The sequence below is a fragment of the Microbispora sp. NBRC 16548 genome, assembly GCF_030268985.1.
Lineage (GTDB): Bacteria > Actinomycetota > Actinomycetes > Streptosporangiales > Streptosporangiaceae > Microbispora > Microbispora catharanthi.
This window is the reverse complement of record NZ_BSSF01000024.1, coordinates 53,355-78,652: the sequence shown is the minus strand read 5'-3', so window position 1 is coordinate 78,652 and position 25,298 is coordinate 53,355. Positions and strand designations below refer to the sequence as shown.

The window sequence follows — 25,298 nt, the reverse complement described above, 5'->3', positions numbered from 1 at the left end:
CTACAACGTCGCGGCCCTGCCGCTGGCCGCCGCGGGCCTGCTCAACCCCATGATCGCCGGCGCGGCGATGGCGTTCTCCAGCGTCTTCGTCGTCAGCAACAGTCTCAGACTCCGCCGCTTCCGCTGAGCTTCAAGGCCGGGTTGTCCACAGCCTGTGGACAACCCGGCCACAGGCATACGTGGAGCGCCGGACCGGCGGGGCGTCAGCGGCCCAGGCGGCGTCCGGTCTCCTCGATCACCTGCCACAGGACCGCCGCGAGCTCCGGACGCTCCGTCAGGACGTCCTCGATCCGGGCGCGCCAGGCGCCGACCTCGGCGGACAACGGGTCCTCGCGAACGCCCCGCACAGGCCGGGCCTCGTCTCGTAGGAGGCGTGTGCGGGTGCGGGCCAGGTCCCGTTCGTACGTCTGCCCGAGATGGCGTCCGAGCATCTCACCGAGCCACCAGTAGGCGTTGTCCGTCGCGGCCGCGACGAACACCCTGGCGCTCTCCCACGCCACGCGGTCCCTGTGGATGACGGCCACGCCATCGACGGTACGTCCGGATTCCACGGCGGGCAATGGCCGCTTCGCCGTCGGATCTCGCCGGGCTTTTGGTGCTTCGCCGGGCGCGCCCCGAGTTTGTCGCAACCCGCGTACGGATACGAAGAGTAACGATCGAGCACGATTAGTTACACCTGAGATGAGGAATCTTCATGCACCACCCTTTCCGTCTTCTGTCCCTGGCCGCCCTGACCTGCGCGGGCCTGCTCGCCACCGCGCCCGCCTACGCGGGCTGCGGTTGTGACACGCCGAAGGCCGCCAAGCCCGCGGCCGCCGCCGCTGACCTCGGCGCGAGGGTCGACGCGGGCCTGAACGTGGGCCTCGGCCTCGACGTCGCCCTCGACCTGGGCCTCGACCTCGGCCTGAACGCGCGGGCCGGCGCCAACCCGGGGACCATGAGCTGCGGCAAGCCCATGGTGCTGCGCCGGTGCGGCTGACGGGGCCTGCGTGACCCGGCCGGCGCCGGGTCACGCCACCCGAAAAAACCTCGTGCACGATTGGACCGTTCACGTGCAGATGGCGGGCCAGGCTCCTAGAGTGGAAGGATGACCGGCACCACGAGCGAGCGGCTTCCCCGCGTCCTCGACGACAAGATGTGCTTCGCGCTCTACGCCGCCTCCCGCGCCGTCACCGCCCTCTATCGGCCGCTTCTCGACGAGATGGGTCTCACGTACCCGCAGTTCCTGGTCCTGCTGGTGCTTTGGGACGGCCCCAAGGAGGGCGTCACGGTCAAGGAACTCGGCGCCGCGCTGCACCTCGACTACGGCACGATGACGCCACTGCTCAAGCGCCTGGAGGCGAACGGCCTGCTGCGCCGGGAGCGCCGCATCGACGACGAGCGCACGGTGCAGATCACGCTGACCGAGAAGGGCGCGGGGCTGCGGGAGCGGAGCGACGACATCTTCGCCTCCGTCGGTGACGCGATGGCGCTCGACCCCGAGGAGTTCACCCGCACGCTCGCCACGCTGCGCCGCCTGACCGCCAACGTCACCGCCTACGCCAACCGGCGGGACTGAGGGGCGAGCGTTCGTTCGAGGGCGATGCGGGTAAGCCAGCCGAGGGCGGCGGTGAACAGCGGCGGCCACGCGATCGGGCCGAAGCTGTAGGCGACCAGCACCACGAGCGGGATCCACACACGGTGGACGGCCTGGTAGAGCGCGCCAGGCGGACGAACCCCGGCGAGCCGCGACAGGTCGATCAGCGCGAAGAACACGAGCGCGGCGACGGTGGTCGGCACGCCGTACTTGACGCTCTCGAAGACCGCGAACGCGGCCAGGAAGAGCGCGATCACTCCCCAGCCGATCTTTCGCAACCAGCCGCCGCCTTTGTGGTCGGCAGCCTCTGCAGTCGACTGCGCCGGTTCGTTTGCACCCTTCGCGATCCGCACACCCGTGACCTTATCGGCGGAAGAGCCCACGAGGCACCGAGCGCGCGATTACCTTGCGCACAACTTAATTGTGCCCTAGTCTCTGGGACGCACAAGGAACCCGGTTGCAAAGGCCGGGGTCACGCACTGGAGATCAGAAGGAGCACGTCATGGCGTACATCACCGTCGGCCAGGAGAACAGCACCGACATCAACCTGTACTACGAGGACCACGGTAGCGGGCAGCCCATCGTGCTCATCCACGGCTACCCGCTGGACGGCCACTCGTGGGAGAAGCAGATCCCCGCCCTGCTCGGCGCCGGCTATCGCGTCATCACCTACGACCGCCGCGGCTTCGGCCAGTCGAGCCAGCCCACCGTCGGCTACGACTACGACACCTTCGCCGCCGACCTGAACACGCTGCTGGAGACCCTCGACCTGCGCGACGTGATCCTCGTCGGCTTCTCCATGGGCACCGGCGAGGTCGGCCGCTACCTCGGCACGTACGGCTCGGCGCGGGTGGCCAAGGCCGCGTTCCTGGCCTCCCTCGAACCGTTCCTGCTCAAGACGGAGGACAACCCGGAGGGCGTGGACGGCAGCGTGTTCGAGGGCATCCTCGAGGCCGTCACCAAGGACCGCTACGCCTACTTCACCGACTTCTACAACGCCTTCTACAACACCGACGAGAACCTCGGCACGCGCCTGAGCGAGGAGGTCGTCCGGGCCAACTGGAACACCGCCGCGGGAGCCTCGTGGTACGCCTCGTCCGCGGCCGTCCCCACCTGGACGACGGACTTCCGGGCCGACATCCCCAAGATCGACGTTCCGACGCTCATCGTGCACGGCACCGCCGACCGCATCCTGCCCATCGAGTCCACCGGCCGCCCGTTCCACCGGGCGCTCCCCCAGGCCGAGTACGTCGAGATCGAGGGCGCCCCGCACGGCCTGCTGTGGACCCACGCCCAGGAGGTCACCGACGCGCTCCTCGCCTTCCTGGCGAAGTGACGCGCGGGCGGCATGTGCCGTCCTGAGATCGTTGCGGCGTGTTCACCCTCGCGTCCGTTTCACGGAAGGAGAGGTTAAAGGCAGGGTAATGGGATCGCAGGGCCTGCCCTCAGCACCGAAAGGTACGTCCTGTGAGTTCCTCCCTCTCCCGCCGCGACCTCATGCGCTCGGCCGCCGCCGGCGGCCTCGGCATCGCCATCGCGGGCAGCATCGAGGCCATCGCCGGCCCCGCCGCCGCCCAGGCGGCCCAGGCCGGAGTCGGCAAGACGATCGGGTACGGCCCGGTCGTCGCCGACCCGGCCGGTCTGCTCGCCCTGCCCAAGGGCTTCTCCTACAAGATCGTCGCTCAGGCCGGCAAGACGGTGCTGGAGTCGGGTGAGCCGACCCCCAGCGACGCCGACGGCACCGGCTGCTTCCGCGGCCGTGACGGCTGGGTGCTGGTGAACAACCACGAGATCGGCGGCGGCGAGCCGTACGGCGTGCCCGCCCTGCCGGGCCTGACCTACGACCCGGGTGCGAAGGGCGGCACCACGAACATCGAGGTCGACAGGGACGGCAACCGCATCCGCGAGTACGTCAGCGTGGCCGGCACGCACAACAACTGCGCGGGCGGCATCACGCCGTGGAACACCTGGCTGACCTGCGAGGAGACCGAGCAGCGGGCCGGCGGCGCCTTCCAGAAGGACCACGGGTACGTCTTCGAGGTGGACCCGTTCGACCGCGAGGCCAACAAGAACCCGGTGCCGCTGAAGTTCCTCGGCCGCTACTCCCACGAGGCCGTCGCGGTCAACCCGCGCAACTCGGAGATCTACCTGACCGAGGACGCGAGCGGCCCGAACGGCCTGTACTTCCGCTGGACCCCGCCCCACGGCTTCCACGGCCGCAAGGGCGCGCTGCGCGCGCTGGCCCTGGGCCCCGGCGGCGACACCGCAGGGAAGCTGCAGGCCATGCGGTGCCGCAAGGGCAACAGGCACATCGCCGACCTGTCCGAGGCGACCCAGCCGGGCACCCGTTACAAGGTCGAGTGGGTCGACGTGCCGGACCGGGACGCCAAGACGACCTCGGTGCGCAAGCAGTTCGCCGACGACCAGATCACCCGCAGCCGCAAGCTGGAAGGCGCCTGGTGGGGCGACGGCGGCGCGTACTTCGTCGCCAGCTACGCCCGGCACGACGACGGCAGCGTCAACGAGCACGACGGCCAGGTCTGGTTCTACGACCCCGAGTCGGAGACCGTCACGCTCAAGACGATCTTCGGTGTCAACCCCGACCCGGAGCAGGACACCGACTACGACGGGCCGGACAACATCACCGTCTCGCCGTACGGCGGCGTCATCCTGGCCGAGGACGGCGAGGGCCTGTCGCACCTGGTCGGCGTGACCGACAAGGGCGCGCCCTACCCGATGGCCCGCAACGAGCTCAACGACAGCGAGTTCACCGGCCCGACGTTCAGCGAGGACGGCCGCATCCTGTTCGCCAACATCCAGACCCCCGGCTACGTCTTCGCGATCACCGGTCCCTGGACCCAGAAGCACAACGGCCCCGGGCACCACTGACCCGCTGCACACCGAGCGAGCCCCTCCGGCTCGCTCGGTGGTTCAGGCGAGGAGGGCGGCCAGTGCGAATCCGGCGGCGGCGGCGAGGACGCCGAGGACCAGGCTGCCGAGCGCGTTGAGCCCGGCCTCCAGGACCGAGCCCTCCTCCAGCAGCCGTACGGTCTCGAAACCGAACGTGCTGAACGTCGTGAACGCGCCGCAGAAGCCGGTGCCGAGCAGGGTGACCATCGCGGCGGGCAGCCCGAGGTCGTCCCGGGCGCCGAGCAGCAGCCCGAGCACGAGCGACCCGGACAGGTTGACCGCCAGCGTGCCCCAGGGGAACACGCTGTCGTGCAGGCGCTGCACCAGGCGGTCGGTCAGATAACGGGCGGGAGCGCCGACGATGCCGCCGAGGAAGACGAGCAGCAGGGTCACGGCTCCGCCCGCCCCGGCTCACGCCCCACGTAGCGGTAGACCTCCACGAGATCGACGATCACCAGGCCCTCGGTCACCAGTTCGTCCAGTTCCGCCACGAACGCGCTGATCCTCTCCGGAACGTCCACGATGACGACGGCGATGGGCAGGTCCTCGCTGAGCGACAGCAGGCGGCTGGTGTGGATGCGCGAGGAGGCGCCGAAGCCCTCGATGCCCCGGAACACGCTGGCCCCCGCCAGGCCCATCCTGCGCGCCCGATGCACGATCTCGGTGTACAGCGGCCGGTGCCGGTACTGGTCGCTCTCGCCTATCAGGATCGTCAATCGTTGGGCGGGGCCGTGCAGTCTCATTCGCCTCTCCTCCCGCGCCGCCGTACGGGGAGGCCCGCCAGGGTGCGGGCGAGGACGATGCCGCACCAGACCGCGATCAGCCCGGCGACCATGCTGACAGCGGCGTACGCACCGGCCATCGGCCACGCGCCGTGCGACGACCTGTCCACGATCTCCACGGCGAAGGTGGAGAACGTCGTGAAACCGCCGAGGAAGCCGACCCCGAGGAACGGACGGACGTAGCGGCGCGGCGGCCAGACGTCCAGGACGAAGACCATCAGGGCCCCGAGCGCGAAGCAGCCGGTGACGTTGGCGAGGAACGTCCCCCAGGGAAATCCGGTGGGCGGCGCGGGGAAGGCCCGGCCGAGCAGATACCTGGCCACGGCGCCGGCTCCGCCGCCGAGTGCGATCACCGCGAGGACGTCCCAGGTCCGGCGGCGGGCCGGGGCCGGGGCCGCCGGCCCGCGGAACATGTCCCGCTCGTGACGGAGGTCCACGTCGGGGTCGACCGGCAGATCCGCCTCTTCCCGATCGCCGCGTACGCGCCGGCTCACACCGTCCTCCTCACCTCGCCACCCGGTCCGCCGTTCGACTCGTCGCCCGGCCTGTCCGCAGGTCCGCGCGACGGTTGCCACGACGGTCGCGAAGGGGAGCGGATTCCGCACGAGTGCATCCCAGTTTAGGTGCCGCACCGGAACGGCCTTCCGGGCCGCCGTGGTCGTCGCGCGCCGGGCGATTCGCGATCAGCAGCGGTATGCCCCTATTAAGGAATTGCTGACGACCACAAATTAAGGGTCGGGACAGAACGGCAGACAGAGCTTCCGACAGTCACCACTTTCCGGACATAGACCTATAGTGACCTGCTCGAATACAACTTCTACATATAACAATAAACATATTGATTAACCATATTAGGTTCTATTGACAGCAAACCGGGGCCGCCGTTGACTGGTGGGATATGGGCGTGATCACGAAAATGATGCCGATAGAAGCGTCACCGGTGCGAGGTGACGGATTCGGAGCGCGCACGGCTGCGGTCACGCCTTGTTGAGCGCCACCGGCGTCCCGGGCCAGGCCGGGCCCGGCCGGTCGTGCGACCCTCACCTCACCGTCGATCTGCGCGGATCGCCGGGCTCGGTGTCGTGGCGGCTCCCGGGGACCGGGCCGGTCACGGACGCCGCACCCTGCGTCGTGCTGGCCGACCGTGCGGGCTGCGCCGAGTTCGCCGTCCTCCAGGACACGCTGCACCACCTCGGCGTGCCGAGCGTACGCGTCGACGCCGAGAGCGTGGCCGCGCTGCGGCTGTCCGCCACGGTGACCGGCCGAGCCGGGCACGACCGCACCTGGTGCGTGCTCGACCTTGACGGCCGCCGGATCGCTCCGACCGTCGTCTGGGCGCGCCACTTCTCCCCCCGGGCCATGCCCGCGACGGCGGATGCCGCACAGACCCTCCTGCGGGCCGAGTCCTGGCACGCGTTCGTCCGCCAGATCTGCTCGCTCGCGCCGGCCAGCCTGCCCGGCAACCGTCCCGGTCGTCTGGAGCAGCTCGCCGGGGCCGCGGCCGCCGGCATCCGCGTCCCCCGGACGGTCGTCACCACCGCCCCGGCGGAGGCCGCCGCCGCGATGCCGGGCCGCAGGGTCGTGGTCAAGGTCGTCGGGGAGCACTTCGTCGAGGCCTCGCCCGGCCTCCTGACCGGGGCGCTCCCCGAGATCGCGGCACGTGCGGAGGTCCTGCGCCGGCCCGCGCTCGACTATCCGGTCATCGTGCAGGAACACGTCGAGCACGACGCCGAGCTGCGGGTCTATCACGTCGCCGGGGCCGTGCACGCCTACGCCGTCGGCAAGCGCGCCCCCGACTCGCCGTGGCGGGAGGAGGCCGAGGTGACGGTCACGCCGGTCGCCGCCCCGCCCGCGGTCGCCGACGCCGTACGCAGGCTCGCGAGCCTGTGGGGGTTGGTCTACGGCGCCTTCGACCTGCTGCTCAGCGCGGGCGAGGTGGTGTTCCTCGAGGTCAACACCGACGGCGACTGGCGCTGGTTCGAGGCGAAGGCCGGAGGGCGTGAGGTCTCCACCGCCGTCGCGCTCGCGATCAGGACGCTCCACCTGGCGGCCCTGGGGAACACCGGACCCCCATCGCCGCTCGAACTCGTCGACTTCCTCCTGTTAGGCACTCGGACACGCGGCTCCCGCCGGTGACCGGGGTCGCCGCGCAGACCCGGACCAAGGAAAGCGCCATGGGTGACGTGAGCTCGCCGCGACTGCACTGTTCTGTACTCGGTTCGCTGGAGGTCCGCGTCGCGGGCCGCAGGGCCGTCATCGGCGCTCCGAAACAGCGGCTTCTCCTGGCGCTCCTGCTGTGCCACGCGAACACGGTCATCCCGTCGGACCAGCTGATCGACTCGTTGTGGGGCGAGACCCCGCCGCGTACGGCCCGCAAGAACCTGCAGGTCTACATGTCCGCGCTCCGCAAGATCGTGGGCGACCGGATCAGCTTCCAAGGATGGGGCTACCGCATCAGCGCCGATCGCGAGGAGCTCGACCTGCTGCGCTTCCTGGAACTGGGCAGGTCGGGGCGTGCCGCCGTCCGGAGCGGGGACCTCGCCACCGCCGCCGCGCTGCTGGGAGACGCCGTCCGCATGTGGCGGGAACGGCCGCTTGAGGAGTTCTGCCATGTCCCGCTCGTGGCCGCCGAGGTGGGCCGCTTCACCGAGCTCTTCCTGTCGATCTACGAGGACTGGGTCGAGCTGGAGATCGAGCTGGGCCGCCACGTCGAGGCCCTGGGCTCCCTCGACGTCGTCGCCGCACGGTTCCCCGCCCGCGAGCGCGTCGCCGCGGCCAGGATGACCGCGCTGTCGCGGTGCGGGCGGGCCGCCGAGGCCCTGGCCCACTTCGAGGGCCTGCGCCGGCACCTCGCCGCCGAAATGGGCATCGATCCCAGCCCGTTGATCAGGCAGCTCTACCAGGCCATCCTCCGCGGTGACGGGCCCCCGCCCGCGCGTCTCCCCAGCCTGGCCGGCGCCGTTCGCCCCCGGCCCGTACGCGCCCTGGCGAACCGGCTGCCCCGCGCCATCGACGACTTCGTGGGCAGGGAGGCGGAGGTGCGGCGCGTCCTGGACGAGCCCGCGCCCGTCACGGTGATCACGGGCGGGCTCGGCGCCGGCAAGACCGCCCTCGCCGTGCACGTCGCGCACCTGCTGGCCCCCCGCTATCCGGACGGCGCCGTGGTGATCCCGCTGCGGTGCCACGGAGTCCCCAGGCCGGCCGCGGACGTCCAGCGGGAGATCCTGGAGGGCGTCGGACTGGAGGTCGCCGGCGTGCGCGGGGACGACGTGTTGGCCTCTGTCTGGCGGTCGTGGCTCGCCGACCGGAAGGTCCTGCTGGTCCTCGACGACTCGCCGGACGAGTCGAGCGTCCGCGTGCTGCTCCCCGGCACCACGTCGAGCAGGGTCCTGGTGACGAGCCGGAACAGGCTCAGCGGGCTGGAGTCGGTGGCCAGAATCGATCTCGAGGACCTGTCCACGAGTGAGGGCGTCGAGTTCCTGAGCCGGTTGATCGGCCGCGACCGGGTGGCCGGGGATCTGCCCGCCGTCCTGCGGATCTTCCGTAGGTGCGGGCTGTCGCCCCTGGTCCTGCGCCTGCTCGGGGGCCGGCTCGCCGGGCTGCGGCACCTGCCGCTCGGCCTGCTGGCGGAGCGGCTGGAACGGACCGAGGACGTGCTGGACGAGTTCGTCGCGGGGGACGTGTCACTGCGCCGGCGGTTCGAGGAGTCCTACGCCCACCCGTCGTGGCCGCACCGCGCCGCGTTCCTCGCCCTGGGCGCGCTCGACGGCCCGGTCTTCGGGCACGAGGAGCTCGTCGCGGCGCTGGACGGCACCGAAGGGCCGGGCGAGCGGGTCATCGAGTCCCTGTTGGAGGCCGGTGTCCTGACGATCCCGCAGGTCGAGACCGACGCCGAAGTGGTCGCCCACTCCTTGTCGTACGCGATGTCACCGCTCGCCCACCGGTTCGCGGCCGAGCTCGGCGAGGACCGGAACCGCTGAGGGCGCGGAACCGGTGGCGGCGGCAGCCGGCACGTGGAGGCCGCGCAGCGCGGGGCTGATCGAGGCCACCACGCAGCACGCCGCGAGCAGGCCGCCCACCGCCACCAGCGCGCCGGCGCCGCCGACGTACTGTGCAAGCAGGCCGCCGAGCAGCGGCCCGACCGGGGTCAGGCCCATGGTGGCCACGGTGAACACGGAGACCACCCGGCCCGTCATCGCGTCCGGGACGAGCCTGGCGAGCAGGACACGCAGGACCACGTTGAGCGCCGGCGCCGCGACCATCGCGAGGAAGAGCGGGACCACCGGCCAGTACGGCCCGAACGGCAGGGCGGTCGCGCAGACGGCCAGCGCGAAGAACCCGACCACGGCCGGCATGAGCCTGCCCGGCGGCAGCAGGCGTCCGATCCTGGCCGACAGGGTCGCGCCGAGCAGACCGCCCAGGCCCAGCCCGGCCAGCACGACGCCGGTCGCGGCCGCATCACCGCCGCGCGCCTCCACCATGACGATGACGGGCAGTAGCAGCGCGTTCGCGACGAGGTTGGCGACCAGGGCGAACGCCAGCCCGGCGCGCAGGCCGCGATGGCGCCACAGCCAGCCCGCCGCCTCCATTACGTCGGCCCGCATCCCGCTCTCGCGCCGCTCCGCCGCCCCCGCCGGCCGGCGCGGCACCCGCGCGCGCACCACGCACACCAGCGAGACCAGGTAGCTGAGCGCGTCCACGGCGAACGGGAGGGCCCGGCCCAGGCCGAACAGGAAGCCGCCGAGTGGCGGCCCGGCGAGGGCGGCCGCGTGCCCGCGCGCCTCCTCCTGGGCGTACGCCTCGGGAAGCTGCCCGGGAGCCACGACCCCGCGGATCGCGGCGGCCCTGGCGGGGCCGAAGAAGGAGTCGGCCGCGCCGGTCACCACCGCGACCGCCACGATCTGCCACAGCGCCACCCGGCCGGTCAGGACGGCGGCGGCGAGCGCGGCCAGGGCGAGACACCGGACGACCTCGGCGGCGATCAGGATCCGGCGCCGGTCCCACCGGTCCACCCACGCCCCGGCGGGCAGTGGCCGTGATCCGGCAGGCGCCGACCAGCCCGGCCAGCGCGGCCGAGCCGGTGACGGCCAGGATCAGCAGCGGGAAGGCCACCCAGGTGAGCGTGGTCCCCAGCTCCGATGCCGCCGCCCCCATCCAGAGCATCTGGAACCGGGAGTTACGGCGCAGCGGCGGCAGCTCACTGTGCCCACCGATTCGCTCGCTCCGCTCACTCATGTTCGGAGCGTCCCAACCGGCGGTTGGCGCCCAGTAGGGACGCGGTATGGGGCCGGTATGCGCGGCCGGACCTGGCGTGATCGGGGCCAGTATGGCGACGGCATGGCGTCGCCATACTGGCCCTGAACCCTCCGTACTTACCGTTGGCGGCGTACCCCTGTGGCCGACAGGTCCCGCACGACCAGGAGGTGGCCGATGAACAGCCGCGAGGTTCACAGCGGGCCGGCGCCGTTCGACCCGTTGACGGCCCTGCGCGAGGCGGGTCACCCGGTGGACCTGCTCAACGAGCGGCAGCGGCAGGTGTTCGCCGAGCTGAGCAGGCCGGAGGTCGAGCTGCTCAACTCGATCAAGACCCGCCTGGACGCGGCAGCGGGCGAGGTCGAGGGACAAGAGCTGAAACTCGTATGAGCGGCGGGGCGGCCCGCCCTGCGCGCCGGAACGTCGTCGTCGTCTTCATCGACCTGGTCGGCTCGACGGAGCTCGCGGAACGGCTCGATCCCGAGCTGCTCCGGGACGTCCTCGACCGCTACTACCGGGCGTGCACCTCCGGCATCGAGGAGCACGGCGGCGTGGTGGAGAAATACATCGGGGACGCGATCATGGCCGCCTTCGGCATCCCCGCCGGCCGCGAGGACGACGCGCTCCGCGCGGTCCGCGCCGCGCATGCCGCGCTGCAGCGGGTGCGCGAGCTGAGCGAGGACCTGGCCCCCACGCACGGCATCCGGCTCGACGTGCACTGCGGCGTGAGCGCCGGGGAGGCGGTGGTGATCGCCACTCCGGGAGCGGACCTGCGCGTCATCGGCGACACCGTCAACACGGCCGCCCGCCTGCAGTCGGCCGCGGGCGTCGGCGAGATCCTCGTCGGGGACGAGGTCGCGCGCATGGTCCGCGCCCAAGCGCGTCTCGAGCCCGTGCCGCCGCTCACGCTGAAGGGCAAGAGCAACCCCGTACGGGCCTGGCGGGTGACCTCCCTGGAGCCCGAGACCGGCCACGACGACGACCAGATCCCGCTCATCGGCCGCGACTCCGAGATCGGGCGGCTCCGCGCGGCGTACCGCGAGGCGGTGCGGGACCAACGGTGCCGGGTGGTGACCGTGCTCGGCGTGCCGGGCATCGGCAAGTCCCGGCTCGTGCGCGACTTCGTCCACGAGCTGCCCGCCGGGGTCACCGTGATCACCGGCCGGTGCCGCTCGTACGGCGTGGGGATCACCTATCGCCCCATTGTGGAGATGGTCGAATCCCTCGGCGACGACTGGCGGGAAATCCAGCCGACGCTGGAGGCGTCGAGTGGCTCCACCCTGCGTGGCCTGGCGACCGCCGACGCCTCGCGCGCGCCGCGCACAGGGGAGGACGCGGGCGTCGAGGAGATCTCGCGGGCGGTGCGCGCGCTGTTCGAGGCGCTGGCCTGGCGCGGCCCGCTTGTGGCGGTCTGGGAGGACCTGCACTGGGCCGAGCCGACCCTGCTCGACCTGATCGACGACCTCGCGGCGTGGCTCGCCGACGTGCCCGTCCTGGTCGTACGGGTGGCCAGGCCCGAGCTGCTGGAGGCGCGGCCCGCCTGGGGGGACGACGCGGAGCGTGCCGCCGCGTTCGAGCTGGGGGCGCTCGACGCCGCCCAGATGGAACGGCTGGTCGCCGAGCTGGCCGCACACCGGCTGCCGGACGCCGAGGTGGTCGCCCACGACATGGCCGCCGGCCCGGCCCTGTGCCTGCGGGTCGCGCGGAGCTCCGACGGCAACCCGCTGTTCGCCGAGCTGCTGCTGGAGACGCTTGCCGAGGAGGGGGAGGACGCCCCGCTGCCGCCCACCATCCAGGCGCTGCTCGGCGCGCGCCTCGACCGGCTCGACGAGGGGGAGCGCGACGTGCTCGAACGCGCCGCCACGATCGGCCACGTCTTCACCCGCGACCAGCTCGGCGTCCTCTGCGCGGCCGAGCCGCGGGCCCGGCTCGACGTCGACGAGCTGCTCGGGCGCCTGATCCGCACGCGCATGGTCGGGCGCGGGGAGGCGCCGGGGTCGTTCCGCTTCACGCAGACGCTGACCCGGGACACGGTCTACGCCATGACCCGCAAGGACCTGCGAGCCACCTGGCATCTGGCCCTCGCCGACCGGATCGCCGGCCAGGCCGGCGCCGCCGCGGCGTCCCGCGCCGCCCTCTCGTCCCGCGCCGCGGAGGAGAGCTCGCACGGCGACCTGACCCACCACCTGGAGACCGCCTGCCTGCTCAAACGCGAGGTGCGGCCGGACGACCCGATGCTGCCGGCGCTCACCGAGCGGGCCGCCCGCGCCCTGGTGGGCGAGGGCACCCAGGCGCTGCACCGCAAGGACCTGCCCGCCGCCATCGCCCTGCTGGAGCGGGGACGCGACCTGCTGCCGGCCGGCCACGCCGAGCACCGGGTGGTGGCGGTGCGCATCTGCGACGCCGGGCTGGCCCACGGCGAGGCCGACCGGCCGTACGACGCGCTGGACGTGGCCGAGCGGATGCTGCCGGACGACCGGCGCAACCGGCTGATCTGCGCCATTCAGCGCGAGACGCTGGCGGTGCGCTTCGGCACCCGGCCCGCGTCGGGCGAGCCGTTCCGCGACCTGCTGGCCGCCGACCCCGGCGACGACCTCGGCTGGTGCCGTTTCCACCATCTCCAGGCGCTGGTGCGTATCGGCGAGGGCCGGTTCGGGGCGGCCGAGGCGGCGCTGCGCGACGCCCTGGCCCGGGCCCGCTCCCTCGGCGACAGATATGAGGAGAACCGCCTGCTCAGCGGGCTCTGCGAGCTGGCGCAGTGGTCCCCCACGCCGCTGGCCGAGGGGCTGAGCCTGTGTGTCGGGGTGTCGGGCAGGTTCCGCGCCGACCGGGCGATGCTCCTGCCCGTCCTGGTCACCGAGGCGCGGCTGCTCGCGCTCGCCGGCTACGTCACCGCCGCCAAGGCCGTCCTCGACAAGGCCGACCAGTACGCCCGCGACCTCCACCTCGACCTCGCGGCGACCGCGGTCCTCCAGGTGCGCGGGCTGGTGGAGTCGCTCGTCGACCGGCACGCCGAGGCGGAGGCGCTGTTCCGCAGGGCGGCGGCGGACCTCCATCGGGCGGGCCAGTCCGAGCCGGCCAGGACGCTGGAGCTCTACGCCGCACGCGAGCTGCTCCGGCAGGGACGGCACCCCGAGGCCGCGCGGGAGCTGGACCGGTTGCGGGCCGCGGGCGGACGGCTGCAGGCCCGCGGCGAGCTGACCCTTCTCGCGCTGAGCGCCAGGGTCGCGGCCCTCGACGGCGACCACGGCGCGGCGGGCGCCCTCGCCGCCCGGGCGGAGGAGCTGCTCGCCCGCACCGACGACCCCTGCCTGCGCGGGGACGTGCTGGCCGACCTGGCGGTGGCGCACCGCGCCGCCGGGCGCACCGGCCCGGCGGCCCTGGCCGCGGCCCGCGCGCTGCGCGACTACGCGGCCAAGGGAGCGGAGCTGCCCGCCCGGCGCGTACGCCGGTGGATCGAGGAGGAGAGGCGACCTTGACGCATCCCCCATGGCGCCGGGAGCGGCGTGAGCACTTCCCCGGTGTGCCGGCCTGGAGCCTGGCGACCTCGCGGCTGGCCCCGGAGGAGTTCGGCGTGAGCCGCCTGGAGGACGTCACCAGGGAGTGGGCCTGGGGTGGGGACGGCACGGGTGACGGCGGCGCGGGTGACGGCGGCGCGGGCCGCGCCGACGGAGCCGGCGTGCGCGTCTGCGTGCTCGACACCGGGGTGGACGCCGGTCATCCGCGGGTCGGCGGCCTGGAGCGTTCGCTGGTGGTCGCCGACGGCGAGGACCTGACGGTCGTCGACTGCGACCCGGTGGACCCCGTGGGGCACGGAACCGCGTGCGCCGGGGTGATCCGCTCGATCGCCCCGGCCGTCTCGCTGACCTCGGTGCGGGTGCTGACCGACGGGCGCTCCGGCAGCGGGGCCGCCCTCCTGGCCGGGCTGCGCTGGGCCGTAGAGGAGGGGTTCGACCTCGTCAACCTCAGCCTGTCCACCACCAGGAGCCAGTATCTGCCCGCGCTGCACGAGCTGGCCGACCGCGCGTACTTCCGGCGCTGCCTGCTGGTGGCCTCGGCCCACAACATGCCGGTCGTCAGCTTCCCCTGGACCTTCTCCTCGGTCATCTCGGTGGCCAGCCACGACGAACCCGACCCCATGACCTACTACTACAACCCCGCGCCGCCGGCCGAGTTCCTCGCCCGGGGCGTCCGGGTCCCGGTGGCCTGGCGCCGCGGCAGGGAGATCCGCAGCACCGGCAACAGCTTCGCCGCGCCGCACATCACCGGGATCTGCGCGCTCATCCTGAGCAGGCACCGGTGGATGACCCCCTTCCAGCTCAAGTCCGTGCTCTATCTGGCCGCCAGCAACGTCGTCGCATCCAAGGGAGGCGCGCATGTCCGTGCATGAACGGCGCTCCGACAGCGAAATCATCGAGCGCAGGCTGCTGCAGTCCACCGTCGAGGTCGCCCGGCACGTCTTCGCCTCGGCCGCGGCTTCGGTCTTCCTGGTGGACCAGGAGACCGGCGAGCTGGTCTTCGAGGCCGTGTCGGGCGAGGGGGAGCAGCACCTGGTCGGGACGCGCTTCCCGGCCGGCACGGGCATCGCGGGCTGGGTCGCGGCGAGCGGCCAGCCGATGATCGCCGACGAGGTGACCGCGGTGCCGCAGTTCGCCCACGACGCCGCCGAGTCCACCGGGTATGTCCCCCGCAGCATCATGGCGGCGCCGGTGATCCGGCAGGAGAGCTGCATCGGTGTGCTGGAGGTGCTCGACAGGTCCGCCACCTGGCGGGGGGACCTCGCCGACGTGGACCTCCTCGCGATGCTCGCCGCCCAGGCCGCGTACGGGCTGGAGCTTCTGCTGCGGCTGCGGCGGGCCGAGACGGCGCTCCCGGCCGCGCCCGGCGGCGACGACGTCCACGTGCTGCTGCAGCGGATCTCCGACCGGGTGCCGCGCGACGGCGGGCCCGCCGACCCTACCGCCCTGAAGCTCCTCGCCGTGGCCGAGGAGCTGTTGCACTGAATCCTCTGGCGTGGCTTGGCCGAGTCTGGGACCGCGGCGGAGATTGCCGACCTGGTCGAAGGCGGTATGAGCCAGGACGAAAGCCACGATCGTCAGAGGGGAACAGCCGCTCATGGAGATGCCCGTAGTCAACCGTTGCGAGGCCACCTCGTGCGCGTACAACCGCGACGGCATGTGCCACGCCACCGCCATCACGGTCGGGGACGCGTCCCACGCGCACTGCGACACGTTCTTCACCGCGCCCACGCCGGGAGGCGACCAGGGGACCGTGGGCCGGGTGGGCGCCTGCAAGATGTCCGACTGCCGGCACAACGTGGCGCTGGAGTGCCAGGCGCCCGGCATCGACATCGGCTACTCCCAGGACGAGGCCGACTGCCTCACGTACGCCCCGGCGTAGGCGGCGCTCAGCTCTCCGCCTGCACCGGAGCGACCGGGGCGACCGGGGCGACCGGGGCGAAGCGGGCGATGGGGTTGTCCAGCTCGCCTGCCATCTGCAACGCGGCCGACGGATCGGTCAGGTCCACCATCTGCCGGTTGTCGCGCAGTTGCAGGCGGTTGAGGCACGACAGGGGATGCGTCTCGGCGAACAGGTCGTAGCGCCGGAACCGGTCCGCGAGGTGCGGGACCGACCGCTGGTAGGCCGCCGCGCACTCGGCGACGGTCCGCCAGAAGGCGTCCTCGTCCAGCACGCCGTCCGTGGCGAGCACCGCGTTGAGGAAGCGCAGGAAGCAGTCGAAGACGTCGGTGAAGATCGACAGCAGCCGGTGTTCCTCGGGCACCTCCGCGCGGATCCGCCGGACCTCGGGCGGCAGGTCCGCGTCCGGGTCCATCACCACGATCTCCTCGGCGATGTCCTTGAAGATCACCCGTTCCACCGTGCCGCCGTCGAGGACCAGGATGACGTTCTCGCCGTGCGGCATGAACGCCAGGTCGTACGCGTAGAAGGCGTGCAGCAACGGGACGAGGTACGCGTCGAGGTAGCGCCGCAGCCACACCTCGGGAGCGAGCCCCGACTGCTCGATCAGCGCCGCCGCGAACGATCGCCCCTCATCGTCGATATGCAGCAGGGAGGCCATCGTGGCCAGGCGCCGGCCCGGCTCCAGGCCCGCGACCGGGCTCTCCCGCCACAGCGCCGCCAGCATCTTCCGGTAGGGCGAGTGGCGGTCGGTGGCCGCCTCGTACAGACGGTTGCGGTAGCCGACGGCCGCCCGCTCGCGGATGATCGTCAGGCGGGTCGCGCGGAGGACCTCGTCGTCCCCGATCAGGTCGGCGAGCCAGTCGTTGATCGCCGGCGTGCCCTCCATGTACGCCGCCGACAGGCCCCGCATGAAGCCCATGTTCAGCACCGACAGGGCCGTCTTGACGTAGTGCCTGGACGGCTCGCTCGCGTTGAAGAACGTGCGGACCGACTGCTGGGCGAGGTGCTCGTCGTCGCCGGGGCCCAGGCAGACCAGCCGCCGCTCGGCGACCTCCGCCGCGAACGTCACCGAGATCCGGTTCCACCACTGCCAGGGGTGCACCGGCACGAGCAGGTAGTCGGCCGGGGCGAGCCCCAGGCCGGCCAGCGTGCCCGCGAAGCGGGCCAGGACATCCTCGCCCAGTTCGCCGCGCATCAGCCGTTCGTAGTCGATGTCGCGCGAGCAGGTGAACGTGGTGTGGTCGCGGTGGGCGGCCAGCCAGATCAGCCGTACGGGTGCGGCGGCCTCGGGAGCGTACATGTGGTGGTCGTCGATCCCGTAGCCGATCCGGCCGCTGTTGGCCACGAAGCACGGGTGGCCCTCGGTCATGGCGGCCTCGATCTCCTGGAAGCCGGCCTTCGCCAGCTCGGCCGCGCCGACCGGCCGCCGGCTCAGCTTGTACGCGAGGCTCGCCAGCGTGGAGGTGATCTCCTCCAGGTAGACCGGGAGGACCTCGTCGCTCAGCCCGAGCGGGCCGCGCATCTCGGTGACGAACTCCAGCGCGTCGAGCGGCAGGGTCTCGCCGGAGAGCCGGTGGCGGGTGACCTCGCCGATGCGCCAGTGGTCGAGGGACATCACGGTCGCGGTGAAGCGATACTCCACGTGATCGCCGCACACGGCGAAACGGCCGTCGCCGAGCGGGCGCGGGGTGAGCAGCCGCTCGTGGGCGAACTCGGCGAGCGCCTTGCGCACCAGCCGCCGGTTGGCCTTCTCCCAGGTGTCGGGGGTGAGATGGGAGACCGCCTGAATGGGGTTCACGCCGTCGCCTCCCGGGTCGCCGCGAGGAACCGCTCGCGGGTGCAGACGCTCAGCAGGGCGTCCTTCTCCGGCTTGGCAACGGTGCCCACGACCTCGAAACCGACGGCCGCGTTGAGCGCGTGCACCGCCGTGTTGCGCACGTCAGGCTCGACCACCACTCGCCGGGTCGCGGTATCGGCGAACAGCAGCTCCATGACCGTGGTGATCACGGCCAGGGTGAAGCCGTGGACCGGGGTCTCGGCGGGCGCGCACAGGAAGTGCATGCCGACGTCGCCCTCCTCGGCGTCGTAGAGGCCCGCCAGCTCGACCCGGGCGGGGTCGTAGCGCTCGGCCAGGAAGGCCGGGCGGCCGTTCACCAGCCCGAGGAACGCGTCGCGGTGCGGGTGTTCGGCGATCTCGCGGTACTCCTTCTCCACGCGGGTGACGTCGGCGTCCCGCATCATCCAGAACACGGCCTTGGGGTGGGTGACCCAGGCGTGCACGGCCGGGGCGTCGGCCCGCGGGTCGAGCCGGCGTACGGCGAGCTCGCCGACCCGGGCGTCCGTACGGCGGAAGAGGAGGTCTCTCACGCGACCACCCCCTCGGGCGCCCCGAACTCCTGGAAGGCGATGGCCTTCTCGATGGGGTAGTGCTCCCGGCCCAGGATCTGGCCGATGATCCACGAGTTGCGGTAGGGACCCATGCCGAGGTCGGGGGAGGTGACGCTGTGGGCGTGGGTGGCGCCGTTCTGCACGAAGATCCCACGGCCGGTGACGTCGACGCTGTAGTTCCTGGCCACGTCGAACCGGCCGTGCCGGTCCCACCGGATCCGGTCGCGTACGGGGTCGAGGAAGGCGGGAGGCTCGTAGCGGTAGCCGGTGGCCAGCACGAGCCCCTGGGTGACGAGCGTGAAGTCGCGCTCCTGCTCCACGTGGCGCAGGCCGAGCGTGTACTCGCCCCGGCCGGCGTCGTAGGCCGCCTCGCGCAGCTCGGTGCAGGTCAGCAGCCGGGTGGGGATCGGACCGCCGACGGTCTTGGCGTACAGCAGGTCGAAGATGTCGTTGATCAGTGCCGCGTCGATGCCCTTGTAGAGGCCCTTCTGCTCGGCTTCGAGGCGGTAGCGGGTGTCCTCGGGAAGCGCGTGGAAGTAGTCCACATACTCGGGGGAGGTCATCTCCAGGGTCAGCTTGGTGTATTCCAGCGGGAAGAACCGCGGGGACCTGGTCACCCAGTTCAGCCGGTAACCGCGCGTGCCGACGTCGGCCAGCAGGTCGCGGTAGATCTCGGCGGCACTCTGCCCGCTGCCGACGATCGTGATGCTCTCCTTCGCCTGCAGCGCGGCCTTGGCGTCGAGATAGCCGGCGTTGTGGACGAGGTCGCCGCCGAGGCCCCGGCAGGCCTCCGGCACGTACGGCGGGGTGCCGGTGCCGAGCACGAGGTGCGGGGCCCTGTGCTCGGTCTCACGGTGCTCGGTCTCCTCTCCGCCGCCGGTGGCCGCGCGTACGACGTAGTGGCCGTCGGCCTCGTCGTACGTCACCGAGGTCACCCGGTGGCCGAAGCGGACGCTCCGCAGCCGCGCGGCGGCCCACCGGCAGTACGCGTCGTATTCGGTGCGGAGCTGGTAGAAGCTCTCGCGGATGTAGAAGGGATAAAGCCTGCCGGTCTCCTTCAGGTAGTTGAGGAAGGAGTAGGGCGAGGTCGGATCGGCCAGCGTGACGAGGTCGGCGATGAACGGCGTCTGCAGCGTCACGGAGTCGAGCATCATCCCGGGGTGCCAGGCGAAGCCGGGCCTCGCCTCCAGGAACACGCCGTCGAGCTCGGCGATGGGCTCGGCGAGGCAGGCCAGGCCCAGGTTGAACGGCCCCAGCCCGATCGCGACGAAGTCATGAGTGGACATGCGTTACCTCCGAGTGGTCGGCGACCGGGGCGAGGTCGTCCACGTACCGCTGGGCGTGTCCGGCGAGGAGGTCGAGGACGTGCGCGACGTCGTCCAGCGTGGTCTCCGGGTTGAGCAGGGTGAACTTCAGGTAGTGGCGGCCGTCGACCGTGGTCCCCGCGACGACCGCCTCGCCGGAGGCGGCCAGCGCCTCTCGGGCGTACAGGTTCGCGTCGTCGGCGAGCTTGCGGCCCGGACCGTCCGGCGGCAGGTAGCGGAAGACCAGCGTGCTCAGCGGCGACCGCGTGACGACCTCGAAGCGCGGGTCCGCCGCGACCAGGGCGTACGACGCGGCCGCGCGGTCCACGACCTCGTCGAACAGCTCCCCGACCGCGTCCGGGCCCATCACGCGCAGCGTCAGCCAGAGTTTGAGCGCGTCGAAGCGGCGGGTGGTCTGCAGGCTCTTGTCCACCTGGTTGGGGATCCCCCGCTCGGCCATCCACCGGGGGTTGAGGTAGTCGGCGTGGTGGGCCGCGTGCCGCAGCACCGCGCCGTCGCGCACCAGCAGGGCGCTCGAGCTGACCGGCTGGAAGAAGGACTTGTGGAAGTCGACGGTGACCGAGTCGGCCCGCTCGATCCCGGCGAGCAGGTGCCGCCGTCTGCGGGAGACCAGCAGCCCGCAGCCGTACGCCGCGTCCACGTGCAGCCACCCCCCGGCCGATCTGCACAGGGACGCGATCTCCGGCAGGGGGTCGATCGAGCCGAAGTCGGTGGTGCCCGCGGTGGCCACCACGGCCATGACCACCAGTCCGGCGCGGCGGCAGCGGTCGAGTTCGCGGGCGAGCGCGGCCGGCCGCATCCGCCGTTCGCCGTCGGTCTCCACGGCGACGACGGCGTCCGGCCCGAGGCCGAGCAGGTTCGCCGCCTTGCGCACACTGAAGTGCCCGGCCTCGGACGTGATCACGCGTAGCCGCGACGGAACGGCACCGGCGATCGCATGAGCCTCCTCGCGGGCGAGCAGCAGGGCGTGGAGGTTCGACTGGGTGCCGCCGCTGGTGAAGACGCCGTCGGCGGCGGGGCCGAAGCCGATCCGGCCGGCCGTCCATTCGATCAGGCGGCGCTCGATGAGCGTGCCGCCCGCGCTCTGGTCCCACGTGTCGAGGGAGGAGTTCACCGCCGACAACACCGCCTCTCCCAGCAGCGCGGGGATCACCACCGGGCAGTTGAGGTGCGCCAGGTAGCGGGGGTGGTGGAAGTAGACGGCGTCGCGCAGGTAGACCCGTTCGAGCTCGTCGAGGGCGGCGGCGTGGTCGTGCAGCGGCCGTTCGAGGTCGATCGCGGCGATCTCCGGCGCGAGCCGTTCCGGGGACACGCCGCTGAACGGCCGGTCGGCGCGCCGGATCCGATCCGCCACCCGCTCGGTCGCCGCGGCCATCGCCCGCCGGTATCCCTCAACTGTGCGGTCGTTGAACAGGTACGGCCGCGCGGCCCCGGCATGGGGAGAGGTCATTGTCATCCTTACCGTTAGAAGTTAGGTTAGGCGAACCTAACTTTTGCGAGTCGACACGTGTCCCCGGGTGATTTATCCGAAGCGTGGTCAGCCGAGCTTCTTGGCGTTCCGGATCGCCGTCGCCAGGTTCTCCAGGATCGGCGCGGCTCCGGCGTACGAGAAGCGCGGCACGGGGTCCCAGCCCACGACCTGGTCGGCCTTGACGGCGGGCAGCTTGGCCCAGGACGGCTTGGACGTCAGGTCCTTGGGCTGCAGCGCGGTGCCGCGGTTGTCGAGCAGGATCAGATCGGCGTCGTACTTGTCGGCGTTCTCCCAGCTCAGGTTCTCGTAGTAGCCGCCGTCGCCGGGCTTTTCCGGCTTGACGACGTCGACCCCGAGTTGGGCGAAGTACATGAGGTCGGTGTTGACCTCCGGGTTGGACACGTACAGCACGTCGGGGCTGCCCGAGGCGGCCAGCACCTTGATGCCGGGGTTCTCGGCGACCGCCTTGCGCACGCTCTCGGCGGCGGCCTCGAACCTGGCCTTGGCCTCGGCGACCTTCGGGGCCTTGAGGTCCGCGCCCAGCGACTCGGCGAGGGCGGCATAACGCTCGATCGGCTCGGTCATCGGGACACGGGCCGTGCTGACGGCAACGGTGGGAGCGAGCTTGACGATCTTGTCCTTGCTCTCGTCCGGGACGTACCACAGGGCCCCGGGGTCGTACATGTGCGTCACGAGAAGCTCGGGACGCAGCGCGGCGTACTTCTCGATGTTGAACTCGCCCCAGACGTTGCCGAGGATCGTGACCTTGTTCACGTCCAGGTCGCCGGCCTGCGGCTCGGGCGAGCCGTCGGCGCGCTTCGTCTCGCCGAAGACGCCGACGACCTTCTGCTGGAGGCCGTAGTCGGCGAGCACCGCCGCCGTCCCGGTGAACGCCACGACCCGCGAGGGGACGGCCCCGGCCGTGACCGTCTCCTTCCTGTCGTCGGCGAAGGACCACGATTTCGCGCTCTGACCTGCGGTGGAGGGCGCCGGATCGCTCGACCCGCAGGCGGCCAGCGCCAGGGTGAGTACGGCGGCTCCGCCCGCCGCGAAAAGGCCGCGACGGGACATGGGGGAGTTCAGGTTTCGCACGGTTCGTCTTTCTCTCACGGGACAGGTTCTGCCGACACCGGCCTTGGGGTTGATCGCTAGTTAGGTTACCCTTACCTAAGTTCTTGTCCAGAGGGGCGGTGGAAATCGCCCCCCGCCCCCCACCGGAGCCGGTCGTGGTCGTCATGGAGTCCTCGCAGATCAGCGGGCCTGCGGGGCCGCCGCGAAAACGCGCGGAAAACGGCCGGCGCGCCGCGGCGCTGCTGGGCTCGGCGATCGCCCTGGCCGCCCTCCTCGTGCTCAGCCTCGGGCTCGGCGCCCGGCAGCTCTCCCCGGCCGAGGTCTGGCACGGGCTCGTCGACGCCGACTCGGCCGCTTACACGGTCGTCCACCAGATGCGGCTGCCGCGCACCCTCCTCGGGCTGCTCGCCGGAGTCGCGCTGGGGGTCGCCGGCGGCGTCATGCAGGCGCTGACCCGCAACCCGCTGGCCGATCCCGGCCTGCTGGGGATCAACGCGGGCGCCTCGGCGGCGGTGGCCACGGCCGCCGGGCTTTTCGGGGTGGCGACGTTCCAGGGCTACGTCTGGTTCGCCCTGGCCGGCGCGGCGGCCGTGTCCGTGCTGGTGTACGCGGTGGGCGGCGGGCGCGCGGCCACCCCGGCCCGGCTGGCGCTCGCGGGAGCCGCCGTCAACGCCGCGCTCTACTCGTACGTGAACGGGACGATGCTGCTCGACGCGGCCTCGCTGGAGACCATGCGCTTCTGGACGGTCGGCTCGCTGGCGAGCGCGCAGGGCGAGACCGCGGCCAAGATGGCGCCGTTCGTCGCGGCGGGCCTGCTGCTGGCTCTGGCCCTGGCCAGGCCGCTCAACGCACTCGCTCTCGGCGACGACTCGGCGCGCACGCTCGGCGCGCATCCCGCCCGGGTCCGCGCGGGCGCCATCGTGGCGGTGACGCTGCTGTGCGGGGCGGCGACGGCGGCCTGCGGGCCCATCGTCTTCGTCGGTCTCATGGTGCCGCATCTCGTCCGGGCGCTGACCGGCCCCGACCAGCGCTGGATGCTCCCCTGCTGCGCGCTGCTCGCGCCCGTGCTGCTGCTCGGCGCCGACGTGCTCGGGCGGCTGGTGGCCCGGCCCGGCGAGTTGCAGGCGGGCATCGTCACGGCGGTGCTGGGCGGCCCGCTGTTCCTGTACTTCGTGCGAAGGAAGGTCCGCGCATGAGTGCCGTCAGGCCCATGCCCGTCCGAAGGATCGCCGGCGGTATGCCCCTGCGGTTCAGGGCCGTCGCCGTCGGAGCCGGCTGCCTGCTGCTCGCACTCGTCTTCGGCGTGCTCGCGGTCGGCGGCGGCGACTACCCGATGAGCCCCTCCGACGTCGTCCGCACCGTCCTGGGTGGCGGCAGCCCGGCCGAGGACTTCATCGTGCACGAGCTCCGGCTGCCCCGCGTGGTCACCGCGCTGCTCGTGGGCGCCGCCCTCGCGCTGGCCGGCGCGGTCTTCCAGTCGCTCGTACGCAACCCGCTGGGCAGCCCCGACCTGCTCGGGTTCACCCAGGGCTCGGCGGCCGGGGCGCTCCTCGTGGTCGTCACGGGAGGCGGCAGTGCGGCGCTCGCGGGCGGCGCGGTGCTCGGCGGGGTCGTCACCGGAGCGGTCATCTACGCGCTGGCCTGGCGCGGCGGCCTGCAGGGCCACCGCCTCGTGCTGGTGGGCATCGGCGCCACCGCGATCCTCACCGGCGTCAACGGCTACCTGCTGACCCGGGGACGGCTGATGGAGGCGGCGCGGGCCATGCTGTGGCTCACCGGCAGCCTGGACGGGCGCGGCTGGGAGGACGTCCTCCCGCTGCTCGTCGTGATGGCGGTGCTGGCGCCGGTGGTGCTGCTCGGCTGCGCGCGCCCGCTGGCGATCACTGAGATGGGCGACGACCTGGCGCGCGGCCTCGGCGTACGGGTCCAGGGCCTGCGGCTGGTCCTGCTGACGGCGGCCGTGCTGCTCACCTCCCTCGCGGCGGCGGCCGCCGGGCCCGTGTCGTTCGTCGCGCTCACCGCCCCGCACCTGGCCAGGCGGATGACCGGGGCGCCCGGGCCGAACCTGCTCGCCGCCACGTGCACGGGCGCGGCGCTGCTGACGGGCGCCGACCTGGCCGCGCAGCGGCTGTTCGCGGGCCACCAACTGCCCGTCGGGGTGGTGACGGGGGTGCTCGGCGGCGGCTACCTCGTCTGGCTGCTCGCCGCCCAGCGGAAGGCGGGACGGATTTGACCCAGACGATCGAGCACGGAACCAGCGGGCAGGGGAACGGAGTGGCGGGCATGCACGACGACGGGCCGCGCCTGAGCGGCAGCGCGCTGACTCTCTCCTACGACAAGAGGATCGTCGCCGAGGGCCTCGACGTCGCCATCCCCGACCGGTCCTTCACCGTGATCATCGGGCCCAACGCCTGTGGCAAGTCCACGTTGCTGCGGGCGCTGGCGCGCACGCTCCGGCCGGCCGCCGGGACCGTGCTGCTCGACGGGCGGGACATCACCTCCCTGCCCGCCAGGAAGGTCGCCAGGACCCTCGGCCTGCTGCCCCAGACGTCCGTCGCGCCGGACGGCATCACGGTCGCCGAACTGGTCGGCCGCGGGCGCTATCCCCACCAGCGGCTGCTGCGCCAGTGGTCGGCCGACGACGAGCGGGTGGTGCGCGAGTCGATGGAGGCCACCGGGGTCGCCGACCTGGCCGGGCGCCTGGTCGACGAGCTGTCCGGGGGGCAGCGCCAGCGCGTGTGGATCGCGATGGCGCTGGCGCAGGAGACGCCGCTGCTGCTCCTGGACGAGCCGACGACCTACCTGGACATCGCGCACCAGATCGAGGTCCTCGACCTGTGCGCCCGGCTGCACGAGGAGCGCGGACGCACGCTCGTGGCGGTGCTCCACGACCTGAACCACGCCGCCCGTTACGCCACCCATCTGATCGCGATGCGCGACGGCCGGGTCGTGGCCGCCGGGACGCCCGGAGAGGTCATGACCGCCGACCTGGTGGAGGAGGTCTTCCGGCTGCCCTGCCGGGTGATCGACGACCCCGAGACCGGCACTCCGCTGGTCGTTCCCGCCGCCCGCCGCCGTACCGAATCGGCTACGCGGTGATG

The 25,298-nt window shown here is 72.3% G+C and carries 25 protein-coding genes; 14 read left to right on the top strand and 11 right to left on the bottom strand.

Annotated elements, in window-relative coordinates; translation table 11 throughout:
* Positions 1–203 precede the first annotated feature (203 nt).
* Positions 204–524: a hypothetical protein gene (locus QSK36_RS39730; protein ID WP_183538111.1), complete on the bottom strand. Its 321-nt coding sequence runs from the start codon at positions 522–524 to the stop codon at positions 204–206.
* 170 nt (positions 525–694) lie between these two features.
* Here QSK36_RS39730 and QSK36_RS39725 point away from each other — a divergent pair, with 170 nt between their 5' ends.
* The gene (locus QSK36_RS39725) at positions 695–979 is read left to right on the top strand and encodes a hypothetical protein (RefSeq protein ID WP_182901877.1); all 285 of its coding nucleotides are present in this window, start codon (positions 695–697) and stop codon (positions 977–979) included.
* Between the two features lie 108 nt (positions 980–1,087).
* Positions 1,088–1,558 (top strand): MarR family winged helix-turn-helix transcriptional regulator, encoded by a 471-nt coding sequence (locus tag QSK36_RS39720; RefSeq protein WP_183538113.1) that lies wholly within the window; start codon positions 1,088–1,090, stop codon positions 1,556–1,558.
* Here the strand turns inward: QSK36_RS39720 and QSK36_RS39715 are convergent.
* The gene (locus tag QSK36_RS39715; protein WP_221263874.1) at positions 1,537–1,929 is read right to left on the bottom strand and encodes a hypothetical protein; all 393 of its coding nucleotides are present in this window, start codon (positions 1,927–1,929) and stop codon (positions 1,537–1,539) included. The genes QSK36_RS39720 and QSK36_RS39715 overlap by 22 nt on opposite strands.
* Positions 1,930–2,078: 149 nt before the next feature.
* Here QSK36_RS39715 and QSK36_RS39710 point away from each other — a divergent pair, with 149 nt between their 5' ends.
* Together QSK36_RS39710 and QSK36_RS39705 are read left to right on the top strand one after the other, a co-directional pair.
* Entirely contained in the window at positions 2,079–2,912 is an 834-nt protein-coding gene (locus tag QSK36_RS39710) for an alpha/beta fold hydrolase (protein WP_139575377.1), read from the top strand.
* A 131-nt stretch (positions 2,913–3,043) separates the two neighbouring features.
* Positions 3,044–4,465: an alkaline phosphatase PhoX gene (locus QSK36_RS39705; protein ID WP_285785962.1), complete on the top strand. Its 1,422-nt coding sequence runs from the start codon at positions 3,044–3,046 to the stop codon at positions 4,463–4,465.
* A gap of 42 nt (positions 4,466–4,507) precedes the next feature.
* On the opposite strand, the gene crcB (QSK36_RS39700) is transcribed toward QSK36_RS39705, so the two are convergent.
* The 3 genes from crcB (QSK36_RS39700) to crcB (QSK36_RS39690) are packed head-to-tail and all read right to left on the bottom strand — an operon-like array spanning position 4,508 to position 5,762.
* Positions 4,508–4,879: a fluoride efflux transporter CrcB gene (crcB, locus tag QSK36_RS39700; protein ID WP_182901874.1), complete on the bottom strand. Its 372-nt coding sequence runs from the start codon at positions 4,877–4,879 to the stop codon at positions 4,508–4,510.
* Positions 4,876–5,229: a DUF190 domain-containing protein gene (locus QSK36_RS39695; protein WP_285785961.1), complete on the bottom strand. Its 354-nt coding sequence runs from the start codon at positions 5,227–5,229 to the stop codon at positions 4,876–4,878. Before QSK36_RS39695 ends, crcB (QSK36_RS39700) begins: the two co-directional genes overlap by 4 nt.
* Complete coding sequence (gene crcB, locus QSK36_RS39690; RefSeq protein ID WP_285785960.1) at positions 5,226–5,762, bottom strand: fluoride efflux transporter CrcB; 537 nt, start codon at positions 5,760–5,762, stop codon at positions 5,226–5,228. The genes QSK36_RS39695 and crcB (QSK36_RS39690) overlap by 4 nt, the downstream gene beginning before the upstream one ends.
* 490 nt (positions 5,763–6,252) lie before the next feature.
* Here crcB (QSK36_RS39690) and QSK36_RS39685 point away from each other — a divergent pair, with 490 nt between their 5' ends.
* Positions 6,253–7,404, top strand: a complete 1,152-nt coding sequence (locus QSK36_RS39685; protein ID WP_285785959.1) for an ATP-grasp domain-containing protein — start codon at positions 6,253–6,255, stop codon at positions 7,402–7,404.
* Positions 7,405–7,442: 38 nt separating this feature from the next.
* Positions 7,443–9,248: an AfsR/SARP family transcriptional regulator gene (locus QSK36_RS39680; RefSeq protein WP_285785958.1), complete on the top strand. Its 1,806-nt coding sequence runs from the start codon at positions 7,443–7,445 to the stop codon at positions 9,246–9,248.
* Here QSK36_RS39680 and QSK36_RS39675 read toward each other — a convergent pair.
* Positions 9,195–10,280, bottom strand: coding sequence for an MFS transporter (locus QSK36_RS39675; RefSeq protein ID WP_502883438.1), 1,086 nt, complete (start codon positions 10,278–10,280; stop codon positions 9,195–9,197). The two genes, QSK36_RS39680 and QSK36_RS39675, sit on opposite strands and share 54 nt — an antisense overlap.
* 418 nt (positions 10,281–10,698) lie before the next feature.
* Here QSK36_RS39675 and QSK36_RS39670 point away from each other — a divergent pair, with 418 nt between their 5' ends.
* The 5 genes from QSK36_RS39670 (at position 10,699) to QSK36_RS39650 (ending at position 15,921) form a co-directional block, all read left to right on the top strand.
* Positions 10,699–10,911 (top strand): aroma-sacti cluster domain-containing protein, encoded by a 213-nt coding sequence (locus QSK36_RS39670; protein WP_139575383.1) that lies wholly within the window; start codon positions 10,699–10,701, stop codon positions 10,909–10,911.
* On the top strand, positions 10,908–14,000 hold the full coding sequence (locus QSK36_RS39665; RefSeq protein WP_285785957.1) for an AAA family ATPase: 3,093 nt from the start codon (positions 10,908–10,910) through the stop codon (positions 13,998–14,000). Before QSK36_RS39670 ends, QSK36_RS39665 begins: the two co-directional genes overlap by 4 nt.
* Positions 13,997–14,911: a S8 family serine peptidase gene (locus QSK36_RS39660; protein WP_285785956.1), complete on the top strand. Its 915-nt coding sequence runs from the start codon at positions 13,997–13,999 to the stop codon at positions 14,909–14,911. The genes QSK36_RS39665 and QSK36_RS39660 overlap by 4 nt, the downstream gene beginning before the upstream one ends.
* Positions 14,898–15,524, top strand: coding sequence for a GAF domain-containing protein (locus tag QSK36_RS39655; RefSeq protein ID WP_285785955.1), 627 nt, complete (start codon positions 14,898–14,900; stop codon positions 15,522–15,524). The genes QSK36_RS39660 and QSK36_RS39655 overlap by 14 nt, the downstream gene beginning before the upstream one ends.
* Positions 15,525–15,636: 112 nt before the next feature.
* Complete coding sequence (locus QSK36_RS39650) at positions 15,637–15,921, top strand: DUF1540 domain-containing protein (protein ID WP_183538129.1); 285 nt, start codon at positions 15,637–15,639, stop codon at positions 15,919–15,921.
* A 7-nt stretch (positions 15,922–15,928) separates the two neighbouring features.
* Here the strand turns inward: QSK36_RS39650 and QSK36_RS39645 are convergent, their stop codons facing one another.
* From QSK36_RS39645 to QSK36_RS39625, 5 genes are all read right to left on the bottom strand, one after another.
* On the bottom strand, positions 15,929–17,740 hold the full coding sequence (locus QSK36_RS39645) for an IucA/IucC family protein (RefSeq protein ID WP_285785954.1): 1,812 nt from the start codon (positions 17,738–17,740) through the stop codon (positions 15,929–15,931).
* Positions 17,737–18,309, bottom strand: a complete 573-nt coding sequence (locus QSK36_RS39640; RefSeq protein ID WP_285785953.1) for a GNAT family N-acetyltransferase — start codon at positions 18,307–18,309, stop codon at positions 17,737–17,739. Before QSK36_RS39640 ends, QSK36_RS39645 begins: the two co-directional genes overlap by 4 nt.
* Positions 18,306–19,616, bottom strand: a complete 1,311-nt coding sequence (locus tag QSK36_RS39635) for a lysine N(6)-hydroxylase/L-ornithine N(5)-oxygenase family protein (RefSeq protein ID WP_285785952.1) — start codon at positions 19,614–19,616, stop codon at positions 18,306–18,308. The genes QSK36_RS39640 and QSK36_RS39635 overlap by 4 nt, the downstream gene beginning before the upstream one ends.
* Complete coding sequence (locus QSK36_RS39630) at positions 19,603–21,105, bottom strand: pyridoxal phosphate-dependent decarboxylase family protein (RefSeq protein ID WP_502883437.1); 1,503 nt, start codon at positions 21,103–21,105, stop codon at positions 19,603–19,605. Before QSK36_RS39630 ends, QSK36_RS39635 begins: the two co-directional genes overlap by 14 nt.
* An 87-nt stretch (positions 21,106–21,192) precedes the next feature.
* Positions 21,193–22,218, bottom strand: coding sequence for an ABC transporter substrate-binding protein (locus QSK36_RS39625; protein ID WP_285785951.1), 1,026 nt, complete (start codon positions 22,216–22,218; stop codon positions 21,193–21,195).
* A gap of 98 nt (positions 22,219–22,316) precedes the next feature.
* Between QSK36_RS39625 and QSK36_RS39620 the strand changes: the two genes are divergently transcribed.
* From QSK36_RS39620 to QSK36_RS39610, 3 genes are read left to right on the top strand one after another with little or no spacing between them, the layout of a single operon-like run.
* Positions 22,317–23,393 carry a FecCD family ABC transporter permease gene (locus QSK36_RS39620; protein ID WP_285785950.1) on the top strand — a complete coding sequence of 359 codons (1,077 nt, stop codon included), beginning with the start codon at positions 22,317–22,319 and terminating at the stop codon, positions 23,391–23,393.
* Complete coding sequence (locus tag QSK36_RS39615) at positions 23,390–24,430, top strand: FecCD family ABC transporter permease (RefSeq protein WP_285785949.1); 1,041 nt, start codon at positions 23,390–23,392, stop codon at positions 24,428–24,430. The genes QSK36_RS39620 and QSK36_RS39615 overlap by 4 nt, the downstream gene beginning before the upstream one ends.
* Before the next feature lie 50 nt (positions 24,431–24,480).
* Positions 24,481–25,296 (top strand): ABC transporter ATP-binding protein, encoded by an 816-nt coding sequence (locus QSK36_RS39610; protein ID WP_285785963.1) that lies wholly within the window; start codon positions 24,481–24,483, stop codon positions 25,294–25,296.
* Positions 25,297–25,298 lie beyond the last annotated feature (2 nt).